This window comes from Enterobacter sp. C4G1 (genome assembly GCF_052886895.1).
In genome coordinates this window covers 1,028,108-1,051,081 of record NZ_JBQVVV010000001.1, presented here as the reverse complement: position 1 = coordinate 1,051,081, position 22,974 = coordinate 1,028,108, and the positions used below count along the sequence as shown (strand labels likewise).

Here is a 22,974-nt window from a genome sequence, read left to right as displayed (position 1 = left end):
CCTTTATTTTTTAATTGGCAGGTAAACCGAAAACTCGGTATGACCCGGCCAACTGGTAAATTCAATTTTGCCAGAGTGTTGATCAATCAAATTACGGGCAATGGATAACCCCAGTCCTGTACCGCCTTCGCGGCCACTAACCATCGGGTAGAACAATGTGTCCTGAAGATGCGATGGGATGCCTGGCCCGTTATCCTCAACGTCTATTCTTGCCGCAAGTCGGTAACGCACACCGTGCAGCGTTAACTGGAAAGCGGTACGGGTACGCAGAATAATTTCACCACCTTCAGGCCCAAGCGCCTGAAGGGCATTACGCACGATATTCAAAAGAACCTGTTCAATCTGGTCAGGATCGTGCGCCAGTTCTGGCAGGCTTGGATCGTAATCGCGCACCAGCGTGACGTTTTCCGGTAGCTCCATCGACACGAGTTTCACCACTCGCTCGGCCACTTTATGAATGCTTTCTGATACGTGCATTCCCGGTTGCTGCGGCCCAAGCAGTCTGTCGACCAGATTACGCAGACGGTCTGCCTGCTCAATGATGACGTTGGTGTATTCGGCAAGCGCAGGGTCGGGGAGTGCTTTTGTCAGCAGCTGCGCCGCACCGCGCAAACCACCCAGTGGGTTTTTGATTTCATGGGCCAGGCCACGCACCAAATCCCGGGCAGCGATCTGCTGAGCATGCTGGAGCTGTTCCTGACTAAGGCGACGCTGATTATCCATCGGTGCCATTTCGAGCAGAATAAGCCCCTCAGGAAGGCGTTGCGCCGTCAGCGAAAGAATATGGGAACGTCCGTCTATCACCAGCGTCACTTCGTTATCGGTGAACCCCTGACCGGCCTGTAAACTTTCCTGCATCAGGCCAATATTCAGTGAAAAGTAGCTCAGCAATTCCGGGAGCGGTGTACCAAACAGTTTGCGTGCGCTCTGGGCAAGCAGTTGCTGTGCCGCCGGGTTGGCGTAATGCACTGCCAGCTCGTCGTCGACCAACAAGATACTGTTAATTAAAGAATTGAGGATCTGCCCAGCATCGGGCAGCGTGCCAGTTGCCATTCAGCAGTCTCCTGGAGTTGTTTGCACTAATTTAGTGCAGTATAGCTTTTTCGGCGTAAAAGCGCGTGAGATCAGGTTGTTGGTGGAGAAAAAAGCCCATCCGAAGATGGGCTGAAAGTTTCCACGGCAACAAAAAAACAGCTTTCGGGGTCGCGCGTAAAAAGTCGCGCGAAACCCGTTAAAAATTAAACGCTGTAGTACAGTTCGAATTCAACTGGGTGCGGAGTCATACGCACACGGTCGTTCTCTTCGATACGCAGAGCGATGTATGCATCGATAGCATCGTCAGTGAACACACCACCGGCAGTCAGGAACTCGCGGTCTGCGTCCAGCGCCTGCAGCGCTTCTTCCAGAGAACCGGCAACCTGTGGGATCTCTTTCGCTTCTTCTGGCGGCAGGTCATACAGGTTTTTGTCCATTGCTTCACCTGGGTGGATCTTGTTCTTGATACCGTCAAGACCAGCCATCAGCAGAGCAGCGAAACACAGGTATGGGTTAGCTGCTGGGTCCGGGAAGCGAACTTCGATACGACGCGCTTTCGGAGAAGCAACAACCGGGATACGGATAGAAGCAGAACGGTTACGGGCAGAGTAAGCCAGCATTACTGGTGCTTCATAGCCTGGGACCAGACGCTTGTAGGAGTTGGTGGTTGGGTTCGCCAGGGCGTTGATCGCTTTAGCGTGTTTGATAACACCACCGATGTAGAACAGCGCTTGCTCGGACAGACCCGCATATTTGTCGCCAGAGAACAGGTTGGTGCCGTTCTTGGACAGAGACATGTGGCAGTGCATACCGGAACCGTTGTCGCCAAACATTGGTTTTGGCATGAAGGTCGCAGTTTTACCGAAACGGTGCGCAACGTTGTGCACAACGTATTTGTAGATCTGAATCTCATCCGCTTTTTTGGTCATGGTGTTGAAGCGGGTTGCGATTTCGTTCTGGCCAGCAGTTGCCACTTCGTGGTGGTGAGCTTCAACAACCAGGCCCATCTCTTCCATGATCAGACACATGGTAGAACGGATGTCCTGTGAGGAATCGACCGGAGGAACCGGGAAGTAACCGCCTTTCACGCCTGGACGGTGACCTTTGTTACCACCTTCATATTTGGTGGAGGAGTTCCATGCGCCTTCGATGTCATCGATAGCAACGTGGGAACCAGAAATTGAAGCACCAAAACGGATGTCGTCAAACAGGAAGAATTCTGGCTCTGGCCCGAACAGAACGGTGTCTGCGATACCGGTAGAACGCAGGTACTCTTCTGCGCGCTTAGCGATGGAGCGTGGGTCACGGTCGTAACCTTGCAGTGTGCCTGGTTCGAGAATATCGCAACGGATGATCAGAGTAGGTTCTTCGAAGAACGGGTCAATGAGCGCAGTAGTTGCGTCCGGCATCAGAACCATGTCTGATTCGTTAATGCCTTTCCAGCCACCAATGGAGGAGCCGTCAAACATTTTGCCTTCTTCAAAGAATTCGGCGTTCACCTGATGTGCAGGGATTGTGACGTGCTGTTCTTTACCTTTGGTATCGGTGAAGCGCAGATCAACAAACTTCACTTCATGTTCGTTCAGCATCGTCAAAACGTGTTCAGCGGACATACTTAACTCTCCAGATTGGTCATTGTCGTCGTGGTAACGAGGTCTTCAATTTTTGTCTTGTACTGGCTGTGTTGCCATATTTTTTATAAAGCGAAATCTGTGCCAACTTTTAAAACACCCCAAAAAGGCGTTATCATGCGCACCATAGTGCAAAAGGGCTGCACCATGATGGTTATGTTGCACCAGTATAGTGCTCCATGGTGAACATTGAGCACCATATTGGTGCAATTTACGTTAAAGCGCCCTTTACCGCTCCGTGAAAGCGATCACAAAGCATCTCTGCAATACTTGTTTGCGGGGGATGTTTGTGATCCTGTTTTGTAGTGCGATTAATCCGTGTACAATAACGCGCTATTTCTAAATGCCTGAGGCAAAGTTGTGATCGAAAATTTGCGTAACATCGCCATCATCGCGCACGTTGACCATGGTAAAACTACCCTGGTTGATAAGCTGCTGCAGCAATCCGGTACGTTTGATGCTCGTGCCGAAACTCAAGAACGCGTGATGGACTCCAACGATTTGGAGAAAGAGCGTGGGATTACCATCCTCGCGAAAAACACCGCGATTAAATGGAATGACTACCGTATCAACATCGTTGATACCCCAGGGCACGCCGACTTCGGTGGTGAAGTTGAACGTGTAATGTCCATGGTAGACTCCGTGCTGCTGGTCGTTGACGCAATGGATGGCCCAATGCCGCAGACGCGCTTCGTGACCAAAAAGGCATTTGCCCATGGTCTGAAGCCAATCGTTGTTATCAACAAGGTTGACCGTCCTGGCGCGCGTCCTGACTGGGTTGTTGACCAGGTATTTGACCTGTTCGTTAACCTTGATGCGACCGACGAGCAGCTGGACTTCCCTATCGTTTACGCTTCTGCGCTGAACGGTATCGCAGGTCTGGACCACGAAGACATGGCTGAAGACATGACCCCGCTGTACCAGGCGATTGTTGACCGTGTTCCTGCACCAAGCGTTGATCTCGACGGCACCCTGCAGATGCAGATCTCTCAGCTCGACTACAACAACTATGTTGGCGTAATCGGCATTGGTCGTATCAAGCGCGGTAAAGTTAAGCCTAACCAGCAGGTTACTATCATCGATAGCGAAGGCAAAACCCGTAACGGTAAAGTCGGTAAAGTGCTGACTCACCTGGGTCTTGAGCGTATCGAGAGTGACGTTGCTGAAGCTGGCGACATCATCGCAATCACCGGCCTGGGTGAGCTGAACATCTCCGACACCATCTGCGATCCGCAGAGCGTCGAAGCACTGCCAGCTCTGTCCGTTGATGAACCAACCGTGTCCATGTTCTTCAACGTCAACACCTCTCCGTTCTGTGGTAAAGAAGGTAAGTTCGTTACCTCTCGTCAGATCCTTGACCGCCTGAACAAAGAGCTGGTGCACAACGTTGCGCTGCGTGTTGAAGAAACTCCGGATGCAGACGCATTCCGTGTTTCTGGTCGTGGTGAGCTGCACCTGTCTGTTCTTATCGAAAACATGCGTCGTGAAGGTTTCGAAATGGCGGTTTCCCGTCCGAAAGTAATCTTCCGCGAAATCGACGGCCGTAAACAAGAGCCGTTCGAAAACGTAACGCTGGACGTTGAAGAGCAGCATCAGGGTTCTGTAATGCAGGCTCTGGGTGAGCGTAAAGGCGACCTGAAAAACATGAATCCAGATGGCAAAGGCCGCGTACGTCTCGACTACGTGATCCCAAGCCGTGGCCTGATCGGCTTCCGTTCTGAGTTCATGACCATGACTTCTGGTACTGGTCTGCTGTACTCCACCTTCAGCCACTACGACGACGTTCGTCCAGGCGAAGTTGGCCAGCGTAACAACGGCGTTCTGATCTCCAACGGTCAGGGTAAAGCGGTTGCGTTCGCACTGTTCAGCCTGCAGGACCGCGGTAAGCTGTTCCTGGGTCACGGTGCTGAAGTTTACAAGGCCAGATCATCGGTATTCACAGTCGTTCTAACGACCTGACTGTAAACTGCCTGACCGGTAAGAAACTGACCAACATGCGTGCGTCAGGTACTGACGAAGCAACGGTCCTGGTTCCACCAGTCAAGATGACCCTGGAGCAAGCTCTGGAATTCATCGATGATGACGAACTGGTAGAAGTGACTCCACAGTCAATTCGTATCCGTAAACGTCACCTGACCGAGAACGATCGTAAACGTGCGATGCGCGGTCCGAAAGAAGACTAATTCACGCTTCTTTTAGTCTGCAAAACCCCGTCCTTTGTGGCGGGGTTTTTCTTTTTATGCGTTATGTCGCAGCGCATAGCCAAAGCTTATCTTTCCCGCTACAGTTACTTTTCCACGGCGAAAAGGAGATAAACATGCTTTATATCTTTGACTTAGGAAATGTAATCGTCGATATCGATTTTAATCGGGTGCTGGGCGCATGGAGCGACTTTAGCCGCGTTCCGCTGGCGACATTAAAACAGAGCTTCGCGATGAGTGAGACCTTCCATCAGCATGAGCGTGGTGAAATCAGTGATGAAGAGTTTGCCGAGCGCTTTTGTCACGAAATGGACCTGTCATTAAGCTACGAGCAATTTGCTCACGGCTGGCAGGCTGTATTTGTGGCGATCCGCCCGGAAGTCACCGACATCATGAAAAAACTTCGCAAACAAGGGCACCGGGTGGTGGTCCTGTCAAATACCAACCGTCTGCACACGACATTCTGGCCAGATGAATATCCTGAGGTAAATGCCGCAGCGGATCACGTCTATCTCTCCCAGGAGATGGGAATGCGCAAACCTGAGGCGCGAATTTATCAGGCCGTATTGCAGAAAGAAGGATACTCCGCAGCGGATGCGGTCTTTTTCGACGACAACGCCGATAATATAGAGGGAGCTAACCAGCTAGGTATCACGTCAATTCTGGTGACCGGAAAAGAGACGATACCCCACTATTTCGCGAAGCAGTTATGCTAAAAAACGTTCATCAAAAAGCCGCTCACCATACCCGCCCGCTCAGGGCGTGGCTGAAACTTCTCTGGCTTCGCATTGTTGAGGACAACATGACGACACTGGCAGGCAATCTTGCTTATGTGTCGTTGCTCTCGTTAGTGCCGCTGGTGGCGGTTGTTTTTGCCCTTTTTTCTGCATTCCCGATGTTTGCGGATGTAAGCCTACAGCTGCGTCATTTCATCTTTGCTAACTTTATTCCGGCCACCGGCGATGTGATTCAGAATTACATCGAACAGTTTGTTGCCAATTCAAACAAGATGACCGCCGTTGGGGCATGTGGGTTGATAGTAACGGCATTGCTGTTGATGTATGCCATTGATAGTGCGCTGAACACTATCTGGCGCAGTAAGCGGATTCGACCCAGAGTGTACTCTTTTGCCGTTTACTGGATGATTTTGACGCTTGGGCCGCTGCTCGCGGGGGCGAGCCTGGCGATAAGCTCTTATCTGCTCTCGTTGCGTTGGGCCAGTGAGCTAAATGGCGTTATCGACAATGTGCTGCGCCTTTTCCCGCTGGTGTTGTCCTGGCTCTCGTTCTGGCTGTTGTATAGCGTAGTCCCGACCACACGCGTACCCAATCGCGATGCCGTGTTAGGCGCGCTGGTGGCGGCAGTACTTTTTGAGCTGGGGAAAAAAGGATTTGCCCTCTATATCACCATGTTCCCGTCTTATCAGCTGATCTACGGTGTGCTGGCGGTGATCCCCATTTTGTTTGTCTGGGTGTACTGGACCTGGTGTATCGTCTTGCTTGGTGCCGAAATAACTGTCACTCTCGGAATATATCGCGAACTCAGAAAAACAGCAGAAGCTGAAAAACAACAAGAAGCAGACCAACCATGATTGCATTGATACAGCGCGTAACCCGTGCCAGCGTCACCGTGGAGGGAGAGGTGACGGGTGAAATTGGCCCAGGACTTTTAGTGTTGTTAGGTGTCGAAAAGGAAGATGACGAACAAAAAGCCAACCGCTTATGTGAGCGCGTGTTGGGCTACCGCATCTTTAGCGATGCAGAAGGAAAGATGAATCTCAATGTCCAGCAGGCGGGTGGCAGCGTGCTGGTGGTGTCGCAATTTACGCTTGCTGCGGACACTGAGCGCGGAATGCGACCGGGCTTCTCCAGAGGGGCAGCACCAGATCGTGCAGAAGCGCTTTATGAGTACTTTGTTGAGCGTTGTCGCCAACAGGAAATGAATACGCAAACCGGACGATTCGCTGCGGATATGCAGGTTTCGCTGGTGAACGATGGCCCCGTCACTTTCTGGCTCCAGGTATGAGCCAGCTGGCGGCGTGGCCGCGGGTAACAAGAGAGAGTACAGCTATGTATCACCTTCGAGTACCGCAAACAGAAGAAGAGTTAGACGTTTACTACCATTTCCGCTGGGAAATGCTGCGCAAGCCATTACATCAGCCTCAGGGTTCAGAACGTGACGCCTGGGATGCAATGGCACATCACCAGATGGTGGTGGATGAAGAGGGTAACCTCGTCGCCGTTGGGCGGTTGTACATTAATGCCGATAACGAAGCCTCCATTCGTTTTATGGCAGTCCATCCTTCGGTTCAGGACAAAGGCCTGGGCACACTGATGGCGATGACCCTGGAGTCTGTCGCGCGTCAGGAAGGCGTAAAGCGCGTGACCTGTAGCGCCCGTGAGGATGCCGTGGAGTTTTTTGCCAAGCTGGGTTTTGTTAACCAGGGTGAAATCACGACACCGCAAACCACCCCGGTTCGCCATTTCCTGATGATTAAACCCGTTGCCACGCTGGATGATATTTTGCATCGCGCAGACTGGTGCGGGCAGCTACAACAGGCCTGGTATCAGCACATCCCGCTGAGTGAAAAAATGGGTGTCCGTATCCAGCAGTATACGGGGCAAAAATTCATCACCACGATGCCGGAAATCGGCAATCAAAACCCGCACCACACGCTGTTTGCAGGCAGCCTTTTCTCGCTGGCCACGCTCACTGGCTGGGGGCTTATCTGGCTGATGCTGCGCGAGCGCCATCTTGGTGGCACCATCATTCTTGCAGATGCCCACATTCGCTACAGCGCACCGATAAGCGGCAAGCCAAGTGCCGTTGCCGATCTGGGGTCGCTCGGTGGCGACCTTGACCGCCTGGCTCGTGGACGCAAAGCCCGCGTGCAGATGCAGGTTGAGCTTTTTGGTGACGAAACATCGGGCGCGGTATTTGCAGGTACCTACATCGTTCTCCCTGCGAAGCCGTTTGGCGCGTACGAAGAGGGTGGGAACGAGGAAGAGTAATCTTGTCCAGCCCGGTTTATTGCTGGGCTGGATTAATTCGCCGTGCGATATCTCGTATGACATCCCGTGCTGACTGGCTGATACCGCCAAGCTGAAAGAAGCCGTGGATCACGCCCAACCAGCGCTGAGCCGTACACACCACGCCTTGTTCTGTCAGATATTGATAGAGTGTCTCTCCCTCATCGCATAGCGGATCAAATTCAGCAGTAATAATGTGTACAGGCGGCAGACCGCTCAAATCATCTCGCCATAGCGGGCTGGCTTCAGGATGAAGCTTTTCGGTATCAACCAGATACGTTTCAAAGCCGCTCAACAGCGTATCGCGGGTGATGACATAATCCAGGCCATTGCGGGTGTAGCTCCCGGACCTGGCGGTAGCATCAAGCATGGGATAGATAAAAATCAGCTGTGCGGGTAACCAGACTCCTGCCTTCTTGAGCCGCAGTGATGTCACCAGAGCCAGATGGCCTCCTGCACTGTCTCCGCAGAGGGTGATCCGGTTTGTATCCACCCCAAACGTATCCGCATACTTCCGTACCAGGTTTGCACCTTTTTCTGCATCATCATGTGCTGCCGGAAAGGTATGTTCTGGCGCCAGTCGGTATCTTATGGCAATCACGCGACAGTTGCCGTAATACGCCAGTTGGCGGAGCTGATTGTCATGCGTCTCAAACCCACCGCTGATAAAACAGCCACCGTGATAATAAATAACGGTGGGCAGTAATTTGGCCGCGTTACCTGGTGAGTAGACCTGGAAAGTCATACCTTCACGTTCAAGTTTTTCAACCGTTATGCGCGTTTCTGTCTCCCCTGCGAGCACTGTGCTGGCGAGATATCCCGCTCTCCGGTCATCAATACTCTGGCTACTCGAAGAGGGCCTTCCTGCTGCAATAAAATCCTGAACCAGTTTATCTATACCCTTTTCCAGCGCCATGTGAATGCCTTTTTTCTGTATGGATATACAGTGTTATAACCTGGATTATCGCGGAAGAAAATAGAGGATTTGCATGGGAACTCGGTTCTGGAAAGCGGCTCGCAAAAGTGGTCGCGAATTTTAAAATGAACTTTGACCTTAAAATGACAAGGAGTATTTTGCCTGAAAATTAACCATTTGTGATATGCTAGGATGATATATGAGTCTTTTGGTGAACCTTGATATGGGCAGAATACTGATCGATTTGTCGGATGACGTCATTCAACGGCTGGATAACCTCAAACAGTTGCGGAATCAACCTCGTGCCGAATTGCTGCGAGAAGCGATAGAGCAGTATCTCGACCAGCAAAGCACTTCGGTTATTCGTGATGCGCTGGGTCTGTGGGGCAACCAGCAAGAAGATGGGCTGGAGTACGAACGCAAGCTGCGTGAGGAGTGGTAATTGTGGAACACATGGCAGTGTTTGATACCAACATTCTTATCGATCTCTTTAATAATCGCACTGAGGCAGCGAATGCGATTGAAAACACAGCATCGCACCGGGCGATCAGCCTGATTACATGGATGGAAGTGATGGTCGGCGCGCGCAGGCACGGTCATGAAGCAAAAACGGCGGCTGTATTGGGTGCCTTTGAGATTATCGATGTGTCGCGTGAAATCGCTGAAAGAAGCGTTTTACTCCGTGAGGAGCACGGGATGAAACTGCCTGATGCCATCATTCTGGCCACAGCCCAGAGTAGAAATTGCCCGTTGATTTCACGTAATACGAAAGATTTTGCGGGAATTGTTGGGGTTGTCTCACCCTATCATCTGTAGGCCGGGCAAGCTTGTGTATGACCGGATACATAGGTGACAGATCAGACCGGGAACATAGGTAACACTTTTAGTCTATCCGGAGCACACTCTGGGTTTTACTGTCGTAGTACGCAAGTGTTATTCCATTAAAGATGATGGCTTCCAGGCCATCATCTTGTTCTTTCAGCATTATGTACTCACCAGTCAGTGCTTCACTCAGGAACACGGTCCCCTTTTTTCCCATATACAGTGTTCCCCTCGATTTCACCCTGTAGACCATGCCCCCTGTCGGATAAACATATTCAGGCACTCTGCCATCCCAGTGTCGGCCCGAGGGTTGCCACACCGTTCCGGGCGTTGCACCTGCCAGGGCTTCATGCGGCCTCTCGTGGTTAAACTCTTCCCGGTAGTCACTGAACCACCGCTGTTGTTCTTCCATCGTCATGAAGGTGTTGCCATATTTCACCGCACTTTTCAGGGAGCGGTGCATTCGTTCATGGCGGCCATTCTCTTCCGGGTGTCCCTTTCTGATACGTTCCGGCCTGATGCCCAGCTTGATTAGCCAGACTGCAAGACGGCTTAATCCGGCTATGCCTGTTCCCGCGAAAGGTTGACCGTTATCGGTTCTGAGCACTTCCGGCAGACCATATTCCAGGAATGCATCAGTCAGGCACGCTCTGACAAAGGGCTCACTCTCCCGGTGTGTTCCCCGGCAGCACAGCAGATACCGGCTGTGATTGTCGGTCAGAGTGAAGGGATGGCAGTACTCCCCGCTCAGCAACCTGAATTTGCCTTTAAAATCAGCACTCCAGACCTGATTGTTCTCACTGATGGTGGTCAGCGGCTGGCGATTACCCGGTGTTCTGCGTTTTCTCTTTTTATCCGGAACCAGCCCTTCACGCTTGAGGATATCGCCGATAGTACTGGCGGCAGGTACGGCAAAATCGACATGGTGATTGAGCAACCACATCCGCAGTTTTTTCGGCCCCCAGTCAGGGTGTTTCTGACGCAGGGCAGTCAGATGCCCGACGATATCATCAGGAACTGTCCGGGAGTGGGAATGCGGAGCGCGCGACTGGTCAGAGAGGGATGACAGGTCAGAAGGGTCAAAACGTTCAAGCCATTTGTAGCCGGTTTTACGGCTGATACCAAAAAGACGGCAAAGAGCGGAGAAGGAGGCCGTACCTGCATGGCAGGCACGGATAAAATCAAGGCGTTGCATAGGTTGGGTCTCAGTCCAGGGCATAGCGAGTCTCCTCTTCTATGCCAGTTATAACTGTTACCCATGTATCCGGTCTAAAGTGTTACCCATGTTTCCGGTTCATACCGAAGCGCCGCCCGGCACTGTCAGAGGTAATTACTCCCCTTCACCCGGGAACAGGAACGGGTTAATCGAGCTGCGGGCAAAGCCCTCCTGCTCCATCTTCGCGTCCAGAATCAGCGAGGCGAGATCGTCGGCCACCGCTTCGACTTTCGGGTCTTTTTCCTGATAAAGAATCTTCAGGTAGGTCCCGCAGTCGCCGCAGCTTTCCGCTTTCACCGCCGCTTCTTCATTTTCCAGCGACCAGTAGTTCAGATCGCGGGTCTGTTCGCAGTTGCTGCACTTCACGCGCACCACGTGCCATTCGGTTTCACACAGGTTGCAGTGCAGGTAGCGCAGCCCCTGGGATGTACCGATCTGCACCATGCTGGACACCGGCATTGAACCGCACACCGGGCAGAACTGACGTGCTTCGCCATATTCTGCGCGGGCTTTACCTGGGATCAGGCTGGCCATTTGCGCCCAGTAGAGCGACAGCGCAGCCCAGATAAACGGGGCTTTATCGCTGCTGACAAGCGTAAAGTCGGAAGCAAACAGCGCGCTCGCCATCTCTTCCAGCTCCATATCAGAGGCTTTTTCCAGATTCTCGATCACCGCCAGCGCAGTGCCGCTCATCTCCGGCTTAAGCTCGGCAATCAGCGAATGCAGCAGCTTGCGCCAGTGCTTGTCGCGCGGCAACACGTGAATATCCAGCGGCGGTTTACCCTGCTCGTTGGCTTCTTTGATGCGCGCGGTGAGATCCATTTGCAGAGGATGGTCGTAAAGCACCACTTCCTGTGCGTGGGCAATCAGCGCGGCAAAGCGCAAAAAGTCGCCCAGAGGATTGTTCTCTGCCAGCTCGCGCAGACGCTCTGCGCGGCGGTTATAGAGGTTCTTGAGTCTGGGGAATAACAACGGCGGAATATATTCCGCCGTGCGTTTCTCGCTCGAACCCAGCTCATCTTGCGGGATTATGCGAATACTCATTCAGTTTTCTTTTCCGTTGTCTTTCGGACCTCACGGTACCAGCGCGGGTGATGTTTCTTCGCCCACGTATTGGTTACCCATCCTTCCACCATCGCGGTAATAGTGCCTTTCACCCAAAGGGCGGCGTAAATATGCACCATGATAACCACAATTAACGCCACTGCGGCAAATGAATGCAGCATCAGCGCAAATCGGATCACCGGGATTGAGAAAGCAGGCGCAAAATACGGACGCCAGATGATCACACCACTCACCAGCAACAGTACCAGGAAGATAATCGCCGCCCAGAATACGCATTTCTGGCCGAAGTTATAACGCCCGGTATCACCCACTTCCTCGTTGACGACGATCTTACGAATATTCTTCGCCCAAAAGATATCATCCCGATTGATTAGGTTATGGTGCCAGTATCGGAAAAACATGATGATGAACGACGCGAACATGATGACGCCAACAAACGGGTGCAATATACGCGCCAGCTGAGGTGTCCCCATGATCTGCATCAGCCAGTTGAAGGACGGGAAGAAGAACCCCAGTCCGCTTATCGCCGCCAGCATGAAGCAGAAGGCGGTGACCCAGTGGTTGATTCGCTCCGGCGCGGTATAGCGCACGATGGTGTCACGTTTTCTCATTTGCGCACCTCGTCTTTCTCTTCATGCAGGTTATCGTCTTCTTCTTCCGCGCGGTTTGGGCCGACACCGACGTAGTGGAAGATGCTTGCTGCGAAGGTGGCAGCAAACCCGACCGCTGCCAGCGGTTTCCAGATGCCTTTCCAGAACTTAACAGTAGCGCTGATTTCCGGGTTCTCCGGCAGGCCATGGTACAGATTCGGCTTGTCGGCGTGGTGCAGCACGTACATCACGTGCGTACCGCCAACACCGGCCGGATCGTACAGGCCTGCGTTGTCGTAACCACGGGTTTTCAGCTCGCCCACGCGTTCTGCCGCCAGCGTTTTCATATCCTCTTTAGAGCCAAAGTGGATAGCACCGGTTGGGCAGGTCTTCACGCAGGCTGGCTCCTGGCCGACGGTTACGCGGTCAACGCACAGCGTACATTTGTAGACGCGGTTGTCTTCCGGGTTCAGTCGCGGTACGTCGAACGGGCAGCCGGCGATGCAGTAGCCGCAGCCAATGCACTGTTCGGACTGGAAGTCGACGATGCCGTTGGCATACTGAATGATAGCCCCTTCTGACGGGCACGCCTTCAGGCAGCCCGGATCCGCACAGTGCATACAGCCGTCTTTGCGGATAAGCCATTCCAGTTTGTCGTTCTGCTCCACTTCCGAGAAACGCATTACCGTCCAGGACTTGGCGGTCAGGTCCGCCGGGTTGTCGTACACCCCAACGTTGTGACCCACTTCGTCACGGAGATCGTTCCACTCCGAGCACGCCACCTGGCAGGCTTTACAGCCGATACAGGTGGTCACGTCGATAAGCTTCGCCACTTCCTGCTGGTGGTCCCGCGCCTGAGGCGCGGGAGTGAAACCGTTAGTCGCGGAACGACGAATAATGTCTTGCGATTGATAAGCCATAAGTCGTCTCCGTTACACCTTTTCCACGTTCACGAGGAAGGCCTTAAACTCCGGCGTCTGCGTGTTCGCATCACCGACGAACGGCGTCAGGGTGTTAGCAATAAACCCTTTCTTCGCCACGCCCTCGTAACCCCAGTGGATAGGAATACCAATGGTGTCCACCTGCTGACCGTGAACGTTCAGCGTGCGAATACGCTTGGTCACCACTGCCTTGGCCTTGATATAGCCGCGGTTAGAGGAGACTTTCACGGTATCGCCGTGGGCAATGCCGAGCTTGTTCGCCAGCTTCTCGCCGATCTCTACAAACTGTTCCGGCTGCGCGATGGCGTTAAGCAGCGCGTGCTTGGTCCAGTAGTGGAAGTGCTCGGTCAGACGATAGGTTGTACCCACATACGGGAACTTGTCTTTTTTACCCAGCGCTTCGAGATCGCCCTTGAAGATACGGGCTGCCGGGTTAGAGACCACGTTCGGGTGCAGCGGGTTGGTACCCAGCGGCGTTTCAAACGGTTCGTAGTGTTCCGGGAACGGACCTTCCGCCATCTTATCGATAGCAAACAAGCGTCCCATCCCTTCAGGCTGCATGATAAACGGCCCGACATCGCTGCCTGGTGCGGCAGTGCTGTAGTCCGGAATATCCACGCCGCCCCATTTCGCGCCGTCCCATTTCAGCAGCTGACGCTTCGGATCCCACGGATTACCCTGCGGGTCTGCGGAGGCGCGGTTGTACAGAATGCGGCGGTTAAGCGGCCATGCCCATGCCCAACCCAGCGTATTGCCCAGACCCGACGGGTCGGCGTTATCGCGGTTGGCCATCTGGTTGCCTTTCGGCGTCCAGCTTCCGGCGAAGATCCAGCAACCGCTGGACGTCGTGCCGTCATCGCGCAGGTGCGCAAAGGTGCTGAGCTGTTCACCTTTCTTCGCCAGAACGGCACCGGTAGCCGGGTCGATAACATCCGCCAGCGCCTTACCGTTGCTCTCCATCGCCACTTCTTCCGGCGCTGGATTTTCTGGCGTCGAGTAGTTCCAGGACATATTCAGAACCGGTTCCGGGTTCGCGCCGCCTTCGGCTGCGTACATCTTACGCAGGCGTAAGAAGATGCCGGCCAGGATCTCACCGTCGTTCATGGCAAGCCCTGGGGCGTCTGCGCCTTTCCAGTGCCACTGCAACCAGCGCCCGGAGTTAACAATAGAGCCGTTCTCTTCCGCGAAGCAGGTCGATGGCAGTCGGAACACCTCAGTCTGAATTTTCGATGGATCGACATCGTTCGATTCACCGTGGTTCTGCCAGAAGGTCGAGGTTTCGGTATTGAGCGGGTCAATTGTTACCAGGAACTTCAGTTTTGACAGGGATGCCACAACCTTGTTCTTGTTCGGGAACGAGGCAACCGGGTTAAAGCCCTGGCACAGATAGCCGTTGACCTTGCCCTGGTTCATCATCTCGAAGTACTGGAGAACGTCGTAACCTTTGTCCCACTTCGGCAGCCAGTCAAAGCCCCAGCCGTTTTCAGCCGTTGCTTTGTCGCCGAAGAACGCTTTCATCATCGAGACGAAGAACTTCGGATAGTTGCCCCAGTAGTTTACCTGGCCTTCAAGCAGTGGTTTAGGCGTGCTGGCCGTCAGGTAGGTTTGCAGGTCAGTCTGTTTCTCGCTTGGCAGGTTCATATATCCCGGCAGGCTTTGAGACAGAAGGCCGAGGTCGGTCAGACCCTGAATGTTGGAGTGACCGCGCAGGGCGTTTACGCCACCGCCTGCCATCCCCATGTTGCCAAGCAGCAGCTGAACCATCGCCATGGTACGGATGTTCTGCGCACCGATGGAGTGTTGCGTCCAGCCGAGTGCATACAGGAACGACGCGGTTTTATCTTTCGCGCTGGTTTCGGCGATAAGCTCACAGACTTTCAGGAAGTCCGCCTTCGGCGTACCACAGATGTTTTCAACCACATCCGGCGTGTAGCGGGAAACGTGCTCTTTCAGCAGGTTCCACACGCAGCGCGGGTGTTGCAGGGTGGTGTCGCGCTTCGCAAAGCCTTTCTCATCCAGCTCGTAGTTCCAGCTGGTTTTGTCGTACTTGCGTTTTTCGGCGTCATAACCGCTGAACAGGCCATCTTCGAAGTGATAATCCTCACGCACGATCAGGCTGGCGTTGGTATAGGCTTCGGTGTATTCGCGGTTGTATTTTTCGTTAGTCATCAGGTACAGCAATACGCCTGACAGGAATGTGATGTCAGTACCTGAACGAATAGGGGTGTAGAAATCCGCCACTGACGCAGTACGCGTAAAGCGGGGATCGATAACAATCAATTTTGCGCCGTTGTGAATTTTGGCTTCCATCGCCCAGCGGAACCCGACAGGGTGCGCTTCAGCGGCGTTACCGCCCATCACCACGATGAGGTTGGCGTTCTTGATGTCGACCCAGTGGTTGGTCATCGCACCGCGACCAAATGTTGGAGCAAGACTTGCTACCGTTGGTCCGTGTCAGACACGCGCCTGGTTGTCGACCGCGAGCATTCCGAGTGCACGCGTAAATTTCTGGGTTAAATAACCGGTTTCGTTACTTGAAGCAGAGGCACACAGCATCCCGGTGGAGAGCCAGCGGTTCACCGTTACGCCGTCGGCGTTCTTATCGATGAAGTTGGCATCGCGGTCTTCTTTAATCAGTTTCGCGATGCGGTCAAACGCATCATCCCAGCTGATTTGTTGCCATTTGTCGGAGCCTGGAGCGCGGTACTCGGGGAATTTCAGGCGGCTTTCTGAGTGGATAAAGTCCACCAGACCTGCGCCTTTCGGACACAGCGCACCACGGTTGACCGGATGATCCGGATCGCCTTCGATGTGGAAGATAGACGCTTTGGCGTTTTTCGCACCGTCGCCGAGGCTATACATCAACAGCCCGCAACCGACAGAGCAGTACGTACAGGTATTACGGGTTTCACGGGTGCGCAGCAGTTTGTACTGCCGCGTTTCCGCCAGCGCTACGCCGGGTGCAAAGCCCAGTGCCGCTGCCGTGGTGCCTGCCATACCGCCAGCGCAGATCTTAAAGAACTGCCTTCTGCTGACCTGCATGGGTCACTCCTTGTTTCGACATTGCTTACTTATAGAGTCTTAACTTCGCGGTCGTTTTTTGCCCGCAAAGAAGAAAATTTGAGTTAATCCCTCAATTCCACGAGGGATATCATCAGAATACCACATTGTCGGTAAGCCTGTTTGAACTGCGTTAATACAAAGTGAACGTATTATCACTGCATTGATTATAAAGTGTGATATTAATCACGTTATCAACCTCTCATGTTAAAGGGGTGTATCATGGCTGCAGTTGCACCCCTCCGGAATGAGTAGGTAAACTTGATGAGGATGGGTGCTGAAAAGTTGATCCATACTATGCGTAAGGTCTGCCGTTTATGTTGCAATAGCAGACCTGCCTCTGTGGTTGTTCAGGAATGCCGTTGTGTCTAAACAAAACCGTGCTACCCACGTGTCGCCACTGCCTGCGGGCATTGTGGAACTGTCGGTACACAGACCGCCCCACATTACCCACGTCACTCCCGATTTTCTGGCGGAGGAAGTCCCTGTTGCCCTGGTCTACAACGGTATCTCGCACGTTGTGATGATGGCCTCCCCCAAAGATCTCGACCTGTTTGCCATCGGCTTTTCCCTTTCGGAAGGCATCATTGAGCACCCGCAAGATATCTACGGCATGGACGTGGTTCAGGCCTGTAATGGCCTTGAAGTGCAAATTGAGCTCTCCAGTCGCCGCTTTATGGGGCTGAAAGAGCGCCGTCGCGCGTTGGCCGGGCGCACGGGCTGCGGAGTCTGTGGCGTTGAGCAACTTAACGATATTGGCAAACCGATATCCCCGCTGCCGTTCACCCAGACATTTAACCTGGCGCACCTCGACAGCGCGCTTGAGCATTTGAACGATGTTCAGCCCATTGGCCAGCTGAGCGGTTGTACACACGCCGCAGCCTGGGTGCTGCCATCAGGTGAAATTGCTGGTGGACATGAGGATGTGGGTCGCCATGTGGCGCTGGATAAACTGCTGGGCCGCAGAGCGCGTGAGAACGCTATCTGGCAACAGGGTGCTGCGCTGGTGTCCAGCCGGGCCAGCTATGAGATGGTGCAGAAGTCGGCGATGTGTGGCATTGAAATTCTGTTCGCGGTGTCAGCGGCGACCACGCTGGCTGTGGAAGTGGCAGAGCGCTGCAACCTGACGCTGGTCGGATTCTGTAAGCCGGGAAGGGCGACGATTTATACTCATCCTCAGCGTTTAATTATTAATCAGTAATTTTGAATGATATTAGCAAATCCTTCCGCTTTTAGTTGTTCATGATGAGGTTTAGTATTTATCTCATCAAGGCACGGTGCCTTACCTAAACAACTTAATGAAAGGGTTTAAATCATGAAAAGCATCAAAACTTTTGTCGCTGTAATTGCTCTGGCTACTTCTTTCGGTTCTTTCGCTGCACAGACTGTCACCGCAACCGCCTCAACCATTGACGGCGCAGAAGCGAAAATCGCAGCTCAGGCTCAGGAAGCAGGCGCGTCATCTTACAAAATTACTCAGGCATTCTCTGGTAACCGCGTACACATGACGGCAGAACTGACCAAATAATCCCGCTTTACCGTCGAAAGGGCGCCCCCGGGGCGCTTTTTTTATTGGATCCCCGCCAGACGCAGCAGAGCCGTCACGACCGTCGCCGCCACGATTACCACAATTAACGGCATTTTTCGCCAGGCTAAAAACACCGCAAACGCCACGCCCAGCACCCGCGCCATTCCGGCGAAGTGTTCCCCTTCATAAAACGTGGTCGCCAGCGCCACGGAGAACAGCAATACCGTTGCCGCGTCAGAAAGCAGCGCCTGTGAACGCTCAGAAAGCGCCAGTCGGTTCCCAAGTTTCGCCCCGCCAAGACGCATCAGATACGTCCCTGCCGATAAGATGGCGATACCCAGAATAAAGAATGTCATGTTTCCCATTATTTTTTCCTCGCCGCCAGGCCCAGTAAAGAAAGAAGAACCGGTAAACCGACCGGCGCAAATGGCACGGCGGCCAGCGACAACATGGCGCCGCTACAGGCGCGGATAAGCGTGGTGCGGTTTTTAAATGCCGGAACCACCAGCGCCAGTAAAATGGCAGGGAACACGGCATCCAGTCCGATGGTTTCCGGGGCGGGTAAGAGTTTGCCAACCACTGCCCCCAGTAACGCGCCGAGCGGCCAGATGAGCGCCACGCCAAGACCGCATAACCAGTAGGCGGCTTTTCGCTGTTCAGGCGTTTTTTGCGACAGGCCAAAGACCACACTTTCATCGTTCATGATGTGGCAGCCGAGCAGGCTGAGGCCGCGCTTACCCACCAGTTCACGCACTGTTACGCCGAACGGGACATGGCGCGCGTTGACCAGTAAGCCCGCAGCGGCAGCCGCCAGCGGATTACCGCCACTCGCCACAATGCCGATAAACATAAATTCAGACGCGCCCGCCAGCACGGTGATAGACAGCACAAACGGCACCCAGACCGGGAAACCATACGCCATCGCCAGCGAGCCGTAGGACATCCCGACAACGCCAACGGCCAGGCACACCAGGATGATTGCTTTTATCGTGTCGCCTTTGAGGCAGGAGAGGTGATGCTTCATACAATTTTAGCCATATCGAACGTATTTCCATTATAATGAACGCATCAATATCGTTTTTCAAGATGAACGATTCGTTCGATTTATAGAACAGAGGCCGTTATATGACGCAGCCAATTAGCGTGATCGCCAAAAGTCTGGTGCGAGAACGCCTGCGAACCGGGCTTTCACTGGCGGAAATTGCCCGCCGTGCCGGGATCGCCAAGTCCACGCTTTCGCAGCTGGAATCCGGCAACGGTAACCCAAGCCTGGAGACGCTCTGGTCGCTTTGTGTTGCGCTGGGTATTCCGTTTGCCCGCTTGCTGGAGCCGCAGCAGCCCACCACGCAGGTCATTCGCCGTGGTGAAGGCACCAAAGTGATTGCTGAACAGGCAAACTATCAGGCGATTTTGCTGGCCGCGTGCCCGCCGGGTGCCCGTCGGGATGTCTATTTACTGCTGACGCAGCCGGGTGCGGATCGTATTTCCCAGCCGCATCCACCGGGTTCGGTTGAGCATATTATTGTGACGCAAGGCCGGGCACTGGTAGGCCTGACGGATGCGCCACAGGAGTTGGGGCCAGGGGATTACATTTGTTATCCCGCCGATCTGCCGCATATTTTTAAGGCGCTGGAGCCGGATACCCATGCGCTGCTGGTTGCGGAACAAAACTAACGAAGTTACGGAAAATCATGTCGCTTAAAGCCATTGCCAAAGAACTGGGGCTGTCTGTTACCACCGTCAGCCGCGCCCTGAACGGATATGACGACGTCTCTAGTGAGACGCGCGCCCGCGTTGAAGCGGAGGCCCAGCGCCGGGGTTACCGGCCTAACACCTTCGCCCGACGTCTGAAGATGGGTAAAATCGATGCCGTCGGCCTGGTGTTTCCGGTTCATCCTGTTCCGCTCAATAACAGCGTATTTATGGACATGGTTGGCGAAATTAGCCACGAACTTGCGCGACATGAAATCGATCTCCTGCTGATTGCCGATGACGATCTGGCCGACAAGCACAGCTACATGCGCATGGTGCAAAGTCGCCGCGTGGATGCGCTGATTGTGGCGCATACGCTGGATCATGACCCGCGTCTGGAGCAGCTCCAGGCCGCCGGATTTCCTTTCCTGGCGCTCGGGCGTAGCCAGTTGCCGCAACCGTACGCATGGTTCGATTTCGACAATTATGCCGGTACGTATCAGGCGACCCGCTGGCTTATCGACAAGGGCCATCAGCGGATTGCGTTTCTGGGTGAGAGCAACAGTCAGGCTTTCATTACGCAGCGTCGGCAGGGTTATCTGGACGCATTGCGGGAAGCTGGCCTTTCCAGCGAATGGCTGCGCGCCATGCCGCCATCGCGCCGCGTGGGGTATGCCACCACGAATGAACTCCTCTCTTTGCCACAACCGCCTACAGCCATCATTACCGACTGCAACACCCACGGCGACGGCGCGGCCATGGCACTGGCACAGCGTGGCCGCTTAACAGGCGAAAACGCGGTGTCGCTGGTGGTATACGACGGTTTGCCGCAGGACAGCATCGTGGAAATCGACGTGGCTTCGGTTATCCAGTCAACGCGACAGGGCGTGGGAATACAGATTGCAGATATGGTGCGCCAGCTGATTAACGGCGACGATATCGCTCAGCTTCAGGTGCTCTGGCAGCCGGAATTCTCCCCAGGCCAGACGGCCTAATTACAGCAAATTTCCAAACCCGATCACAAATCCGAAACGTTTTGGTTCTCATCCGAAACGTTTCGGATCAACACTCAGGGCATCCCGATGACAGGAGATGTCTGATGCAAGATTTCATTTTACGACTCGAAAGTAAGACGGTAGACGTGGTGATAAAAACGCACCCGTTCGCCGAAATTCTCTACTGGGGGCCACATCTTAGCCACTTTTCACCACAGGATGCAGCTAGTCTGTCGCGCCCGGTGGCCAACGGCAGACTGGATGTTGACTCCCCGGTCACCCTGATGGCGGAGCTGGGCCACGGTTTGTTTGGGTCGCCCGGGATTGAGGGGCACCGGCAGGGGCTGGACGGCTCGCCGGTATTCAAGACCTCTGATGTACGACTACAGGGGCAAACCCTGACGGTGACGGCAGAAGATGCGCACGCTGGCCTGCGCCTGACCAGTGAGCTGGCGCTCGATGCCAGTGGCGTGCTGGTGGTACGTCATGGTTTAACTAACCTGCGCGCACTTCCCTGGCAGGTTGACCGCTTTGCCGTGACGCTGCCGGTTGCGGAACGCGCTCAGGAAGTGATGGCCTTTCATGGGCGCTGGATCCATGAATTTCAGCCGCACCGCGTGAAGCTTGAGCACAACAGCTTTGTGATAGAAAACCGCCGCGGAAAAACATCCCATGAGCACTTCCCGGCGCTGATCTCAGGCACCTCGTCTTTCAGCGAAATGCAGGGTGACGTCTGGGGCGTACATCTGGGCTGGAGCGGTAACCACCGCCTGCGCGCTGAAGCCAAAACGGACGGACGCCGTTATCTCCAGGCCGAAGCGCTCTATCTGCCAGGGGAAATGGCGATTAACGAAGGGGAAACGCTCTGGACGCCGCGCCTGTTTGCGAGCTACTCCGCGCAGGGGCTGAACGGCATGAGCCAGCAGTTCCACCGCTACCTGCGTAGCAACATTATCCGCTTCCCGGAAAACAAACCGCGCCCGGTGCACCTCAACACCTGGGAAGGGATCTATTTCCACCATGATCCTGAATACATTATGCGGATGGCCGACGAAGCGGCGGCGTTGGGTGTCGAGCGTTTTATTATCGACGATGGCTGGTTCAAAGGCCGCAACGATGATCGCCGCGCGCTGGGCGACTGGTATCTGGATGAGAAAAAATACCCGAACGGCCTGACGCCGGTCATCAATCATGTGAAACAACTCGGCATGGAGTTTGGCATCTGGGTTGAGCCGGAAATGATTAGCCCTGATTCTGACCTCTACCGTGCACATCCCGACTGGGTGCTGGCGTTGCCGGGCTACGAGCAGGCGACCGGACGTCATCAGCTGGTACTCAACCTGAATATCCTGGAAGCCTTTGACTATCTGGTCGAACGTATGAGCTGGCTTCTGGGTGAACATGCGGTCGACTACGTGAAATGGGATATGAACCGCGAGCTGGTGCAGCCCGGGCATAACGGTAAAGCCGCCGCCGATGCACAAACGCACCAGTTCTATCGTCTGTTAGATGTGCTGGGCGAGCGTTTCCCGCATATTGAATTTGAATCCTGTTCTTCCGGCGGCGGACGCATCGACTATGAGGTGTTGACCCGCAGCCACCGTTTCTGGGCTTCAGATAATAACGATGCGCTGGAGCGCAACACCATTCAGCGCGGCATGAGCTATTTCTTCCCGCCAGAGGTGATGGGCGCGCATATCGGTCATCATAAATGCCACGCCACCTTCCGCCAGCACAGCATAGCCTTTCGTGGCCTGACGGCGTTGTTTGGCCATATGGGGCTGGAACTGGATCCGCTCAGCGTTGACGCGCAGGAACGCGAAGGGTATCGCCATTACGCCGCGCTGCATAAGCAGTGGCGCGAGGTTATCCATCATGGCACCCAGTGGCGGGTAGATATGCCGGATAGCAGCACCCTGGCGCAGGGTATAGTGAGCGAAGACAAAACGAAGGGGCTGTTTATTGTCAGCCAGCTCGCGATGCCAGATTACACCCTGATGATGCCGCTGCGCATGCCGGGGCTGGAGGCCAGCGCGCAGTATCGCATCACCCTGCTCGATCACCCGAATATTCGTTTAACGGGTGAGGGGGGCCACACCATGCGCAAGTTACCGGCGTGGATGGAAACACCGCAAACGGTGAGCGGTGAGTGGCTGATGCAGGCGGGGATCGCGCTGCCGATCCTGGACCCGGAAACCGCCATTCTGATTGGCGTGGAACGCGTGTAAGGGTGATGGGCCGGGTAACCGGCCC

21 protein-coding genes and 1 pseudogene are annotated in these 22,974 nt (G+C 54.2%); 12 read left to right on the top strand and 10 right to left on the bottom strand.

All coding sequences use genetic code 11. From position 1 onward, the window contains the following. Positions 1-3: 3 nt before the first annotated feature. Positions 4-1,053, bottom strand: coding sequence for a nitrogen regulation protein NR(II) (gene glnL / locus ACT9TW_RS05030; RefSeq protein ID WP_182063040.1), 1,050 nt, complete (start codon positions 1,051-1,053; stop codon positions 4-6). Between the two features lie 185 nt (positions 1,054-1,238). After that, the gene (gene glnA / locus ACT9TW_RS05025; RefSeq protein WP_446491798.1) at positions 1,239-2,648 is read right to left on the bottom strand and encodes a glutamate--ammonia ligase; all 1,410 of its coding nucleotides are present in this window, start codon (positions 2,646-2,648) and stop codon (positions 1,239-1,241) included. A gap of 378 nt (positions 2,649-3,026) precedes the next feature. Between glnA and typA the strand changes: the two are divergent. From typA to fabY, 5 genes and pseudogenes are all read left to right on the top strand, one after another. After that, positions 3,027-4,849, top strand: a pseudogene (gene typA / locus ACT9TW_RS05020) (ribosome-dependent GTPase TypA). Positions 4,850-4,983: 134 nt separating this feature from the next. Then, positions 4,984-5,583: a glucose-1-phosphatase gene (yihX, locus tag ACT9TW_RS05015; protein ID WP_182063037.1), complete on the top strand. Its 600-nt coding sequence runs from the start codon at positions 4,984-4,986 to the stop codon at positions 5,581-5,583. Then, on the top strand, positions 5,577-6,458 hold the full coding sequence (locus ACT9TW_RS05010; protein WP_446491797.1) for a virulence factor BrkB family protein: 882 nt from the start codon (positions 5,577-5,579) through the stop codon (positions 6,456-6,458). The genes yihX and ACT9TW_RS05010 overlap by 7 nt, the downstream gene beginning before the upstream one ends. After that, positions 6,455-6,892 (top strand): D-aminoacyl-tRNA deacylase, encoded by a 438-nt coding sequence (gene dtd / locus ACT9TW_RS05005; RefSeq protein ID WP_014072393.1) that lies wholly within the window; start codon positions 6,455-6,457, stop codon positions 6,890-6,892. The genes ACT9TW_RS05010 and dtd overlap by 4 nt, the downstream gene beginning before the upstream one ends. A 44-nt stretch (positions 6,893-6,936) precedes the next feature. Beyond that, on the top strand, positions 6,937-7,878 hold the full coding sequence (gene fabY, locus ACT9TW_RS05000; protein ID WP_446491796.1) for a fatty acid biosynthesis protein FabY: 942 nt from the start codon (positions 6,937-6,939) through the stop codon (positions 7,876-7,878). 16 nt (positions 7,879-7,894) lie between these two features. Here fabY and ACT9TW_RS04995 read toward each other — a convergent pair whose 3' ends face one another. Continuing rightward, positions 7,895-8,812, bottom strand: coding sequence for an alpha/beta hydrolase (locus ACT9TW_RS04995; RefSeq protein ID WP_182063035.1), 918 nt, complete (start codon positions 8,810-8,812; stop codon positions 7,895-7,897). 199 nt (positions 8,813-9,011) lie between these two features. Between ACT9TW_RS04995 and ACT9TW_RS04990 the strand changes: the two genes are divergently transcribed. Both ACT9TW_RS04990 and ACT9TW_RS04985 read left to right on the top strand, forming a co-directional pair. Next, positions 9,012-9,254 (top strand): ribbon-helix-helix protein, CopG family, encoded by a 243-nt coding sequence (locus ACT9TW_RS04990; protein ID WP_014072390.1) that lies wholly within the window; start codon positions 9,012-9,014, stop codon positions 9,252-9,254. A gap of 2 nt (positions 9,255-9,256) precedes the next feature. Continuing rightward, positions 9,257-9,628, top strand: coding sequence for a type II toxin-antitoxin system VapC family toxin (locus ACT9TW_RS04985; protein ID WP_315687362.1), 372 nt, complete (start codon positions 9,257-9,259; stop codon positions 9,626-9,628). A 67-nt stretch (positions 9,629-9,695) separates the two neighbouring features. On the opposite strand, the gene ACT9TW_RS04980 is transcribed toward ACT9TW_RS04985, so the two are convergent. From ACT9TW_RS04980 to fdnG, 5 genes are all read right to left on the bottom strand, one after another. Continuing rightward, a complete protein-coding gene (locus tag ACT9TW_RS04980) occupies positions 9,696-10,853 on the bottom strand; it encodes a DDE-type integrase/transposase/recombinase (protein ID WP_315685889.1) in 1,158 nt (385 codons plus the stop codon). A gap of 111 nt (positions 10,854-10,964) precedes the next feature. After that, the gene (gene fdhE, locus ACT9TW_RS04975) at positions 10,965-11,894 is read right to left on the bottom strand and encodes a formate dehydrogenase accessory protein FdhE (protein ID WP_182063034.1); all 930 of its coding nucleotides are present in this window, start codon (positions 11,892-11,894) and stop codon (positions 10,965-10,967) included. Next, a complete protein-coding gene (gene fdoI, locus ACT9TW_RS04970) occupies positions 11,891-12,526 on the bottom strand; it encodes a formate dehydrogenase cytochrome b556 subunit (protein WP_182063033.1) in 636 nt (211 codons plus the stop codon). The genes fdhE and fdoI overlap by 4 nt, the downstream gene beginning before the upstream one ends. Continuing rightward, complete coding sequence (gene fdxH / locus ACT9TW_RS04965) at positions 12,523-13,425, bottom strand: formate dehydrogenase subunit beta (protein ID WP_008501831.1); 903 nt, start codon at positions 13,423-13,425, stop codon at positions 12,523-12,525. The genes fdoI and fdxH overlap by 4 nt, the downstream gene beginning before the upstream one ends. A 12-nt stretch (positions 13,426-13,437) precedes the next feature. Further along, positions 13,438-16,488 (bottom strand): formate dehydrogenase-N subunit alpha, encoded by a 3,051-nt coding sequence (fdnG, locus tag ACT9TW_RS04960; RefSeq protein ID WP_446491795.1) that lies wholly within the window; start codon positions 16,486-16,488, stop codon positions 13,438-13,440. Between the two features lie 382 nt (positions 16,489-16,870). On the opposite strand from fdnG, the gene fdhD reads away from it, so the two are divergent. After that, positions 16,871-17,707: a formate dehydrogenase accessory sulfurtransferase FdhD gene (gene fdhD / locus ACT9TW_RS04955; RefSeq protein WP_446491794.1), complete on the top strand. Its 837-nt coding sequence runs from the start codon at positions 16,871-16,873 to the stop codon at positions 17,705-17,707. A gap of 114 nt (positions 17,708-17,821) precedes the next feature. Further along, positions 17,822-18,034, top strand: a complete 213-nt coding sequence (locus tag ACT9TW_RS04950; RefSeq protein WP_023309747.1) for a DUF1471 domain-containing protein — start codon at positions 17,822-17,824, stop codon at positions 18,032-18,034. 41 nt (positions 18,035-18,075) lie between these two features. On the opposite strand, the gene ACT9TW_RS04945 is transcribed toward ACT9TW_RS04950, so the two are convergent. Next, positions 18,076-18,399: an AzlD domain-containing protein gene (locus tag ACT9TW_RS04945; protein WP_446491793.1), complete on the bottom strand. Its 324-nt coding sequence runs from the start codon at positions 18,397-18,399 to the stop codon at positions 18,076-18,078. Next, positions 18,399-19,058, bottom strand: a complete 660-nt coding sequence (locus ACT9TW_RS04940) for an AzlC family ABC transporter permease (protein ID WP_182063024.1) — start codon at positions 19,056-19,058, stop codon at positions 18,399-18,401. The genes ACT9TW_RS04945 and ACT9TW_RS04940 overlap by 1 nt, the downstream gene beginning before the upstream one ends. A gap of 101 nt (positions 19,059-19,159) precedes the next feature. Here ACT9TW_RS04940 and ACT9TW_RS04935 point away from each other — a divergent pair, with 101 nt between their 5' ends. The 3 genes from ACT9TW_RS04935 (at position 19,160) to ACT9TW_RS04925 (ending at position 22,949) form a co-directional block, all read left to right on the top strand. Then, positions 19,160-19,708: a helix-turn-helix domain-containing protein gene (locus ACT9TW_RS04935; RefSeq protein WP_446491792.1), complete on the top strand. Its 549-nt coding sequence runs from the start codon at positions 19,160-19,162 to the stop codon at positions 19,706-19,708. 17 nt (positions 19,709-19,725) lie between these two features. Further along, positions 19,726-20,721 (top strand): LacI family DNA-binding transcriptional regulator, encoded by a 996-nt coding sequence (locus tag ACT9TW_RS04930; RefSeq protein WP_446491791.1) that lies wholly within the window; start codon positions 19,726-19,728, stop codon positions 20,719-20,721. Positions 20,722-20,825: 104 nt separating this feature from the next. Further along, a complete protein-coding gene (locus ACT9TW_RS04925) occupies positions 20,826-22,949 on the top strand; it encodes an alpha-galactosidase (protein WP_446491790.1) in 2,124 nt (707 codons plus the stop codon). Positions 22,950-22,974: the final 25 nt, after the last annotated feature.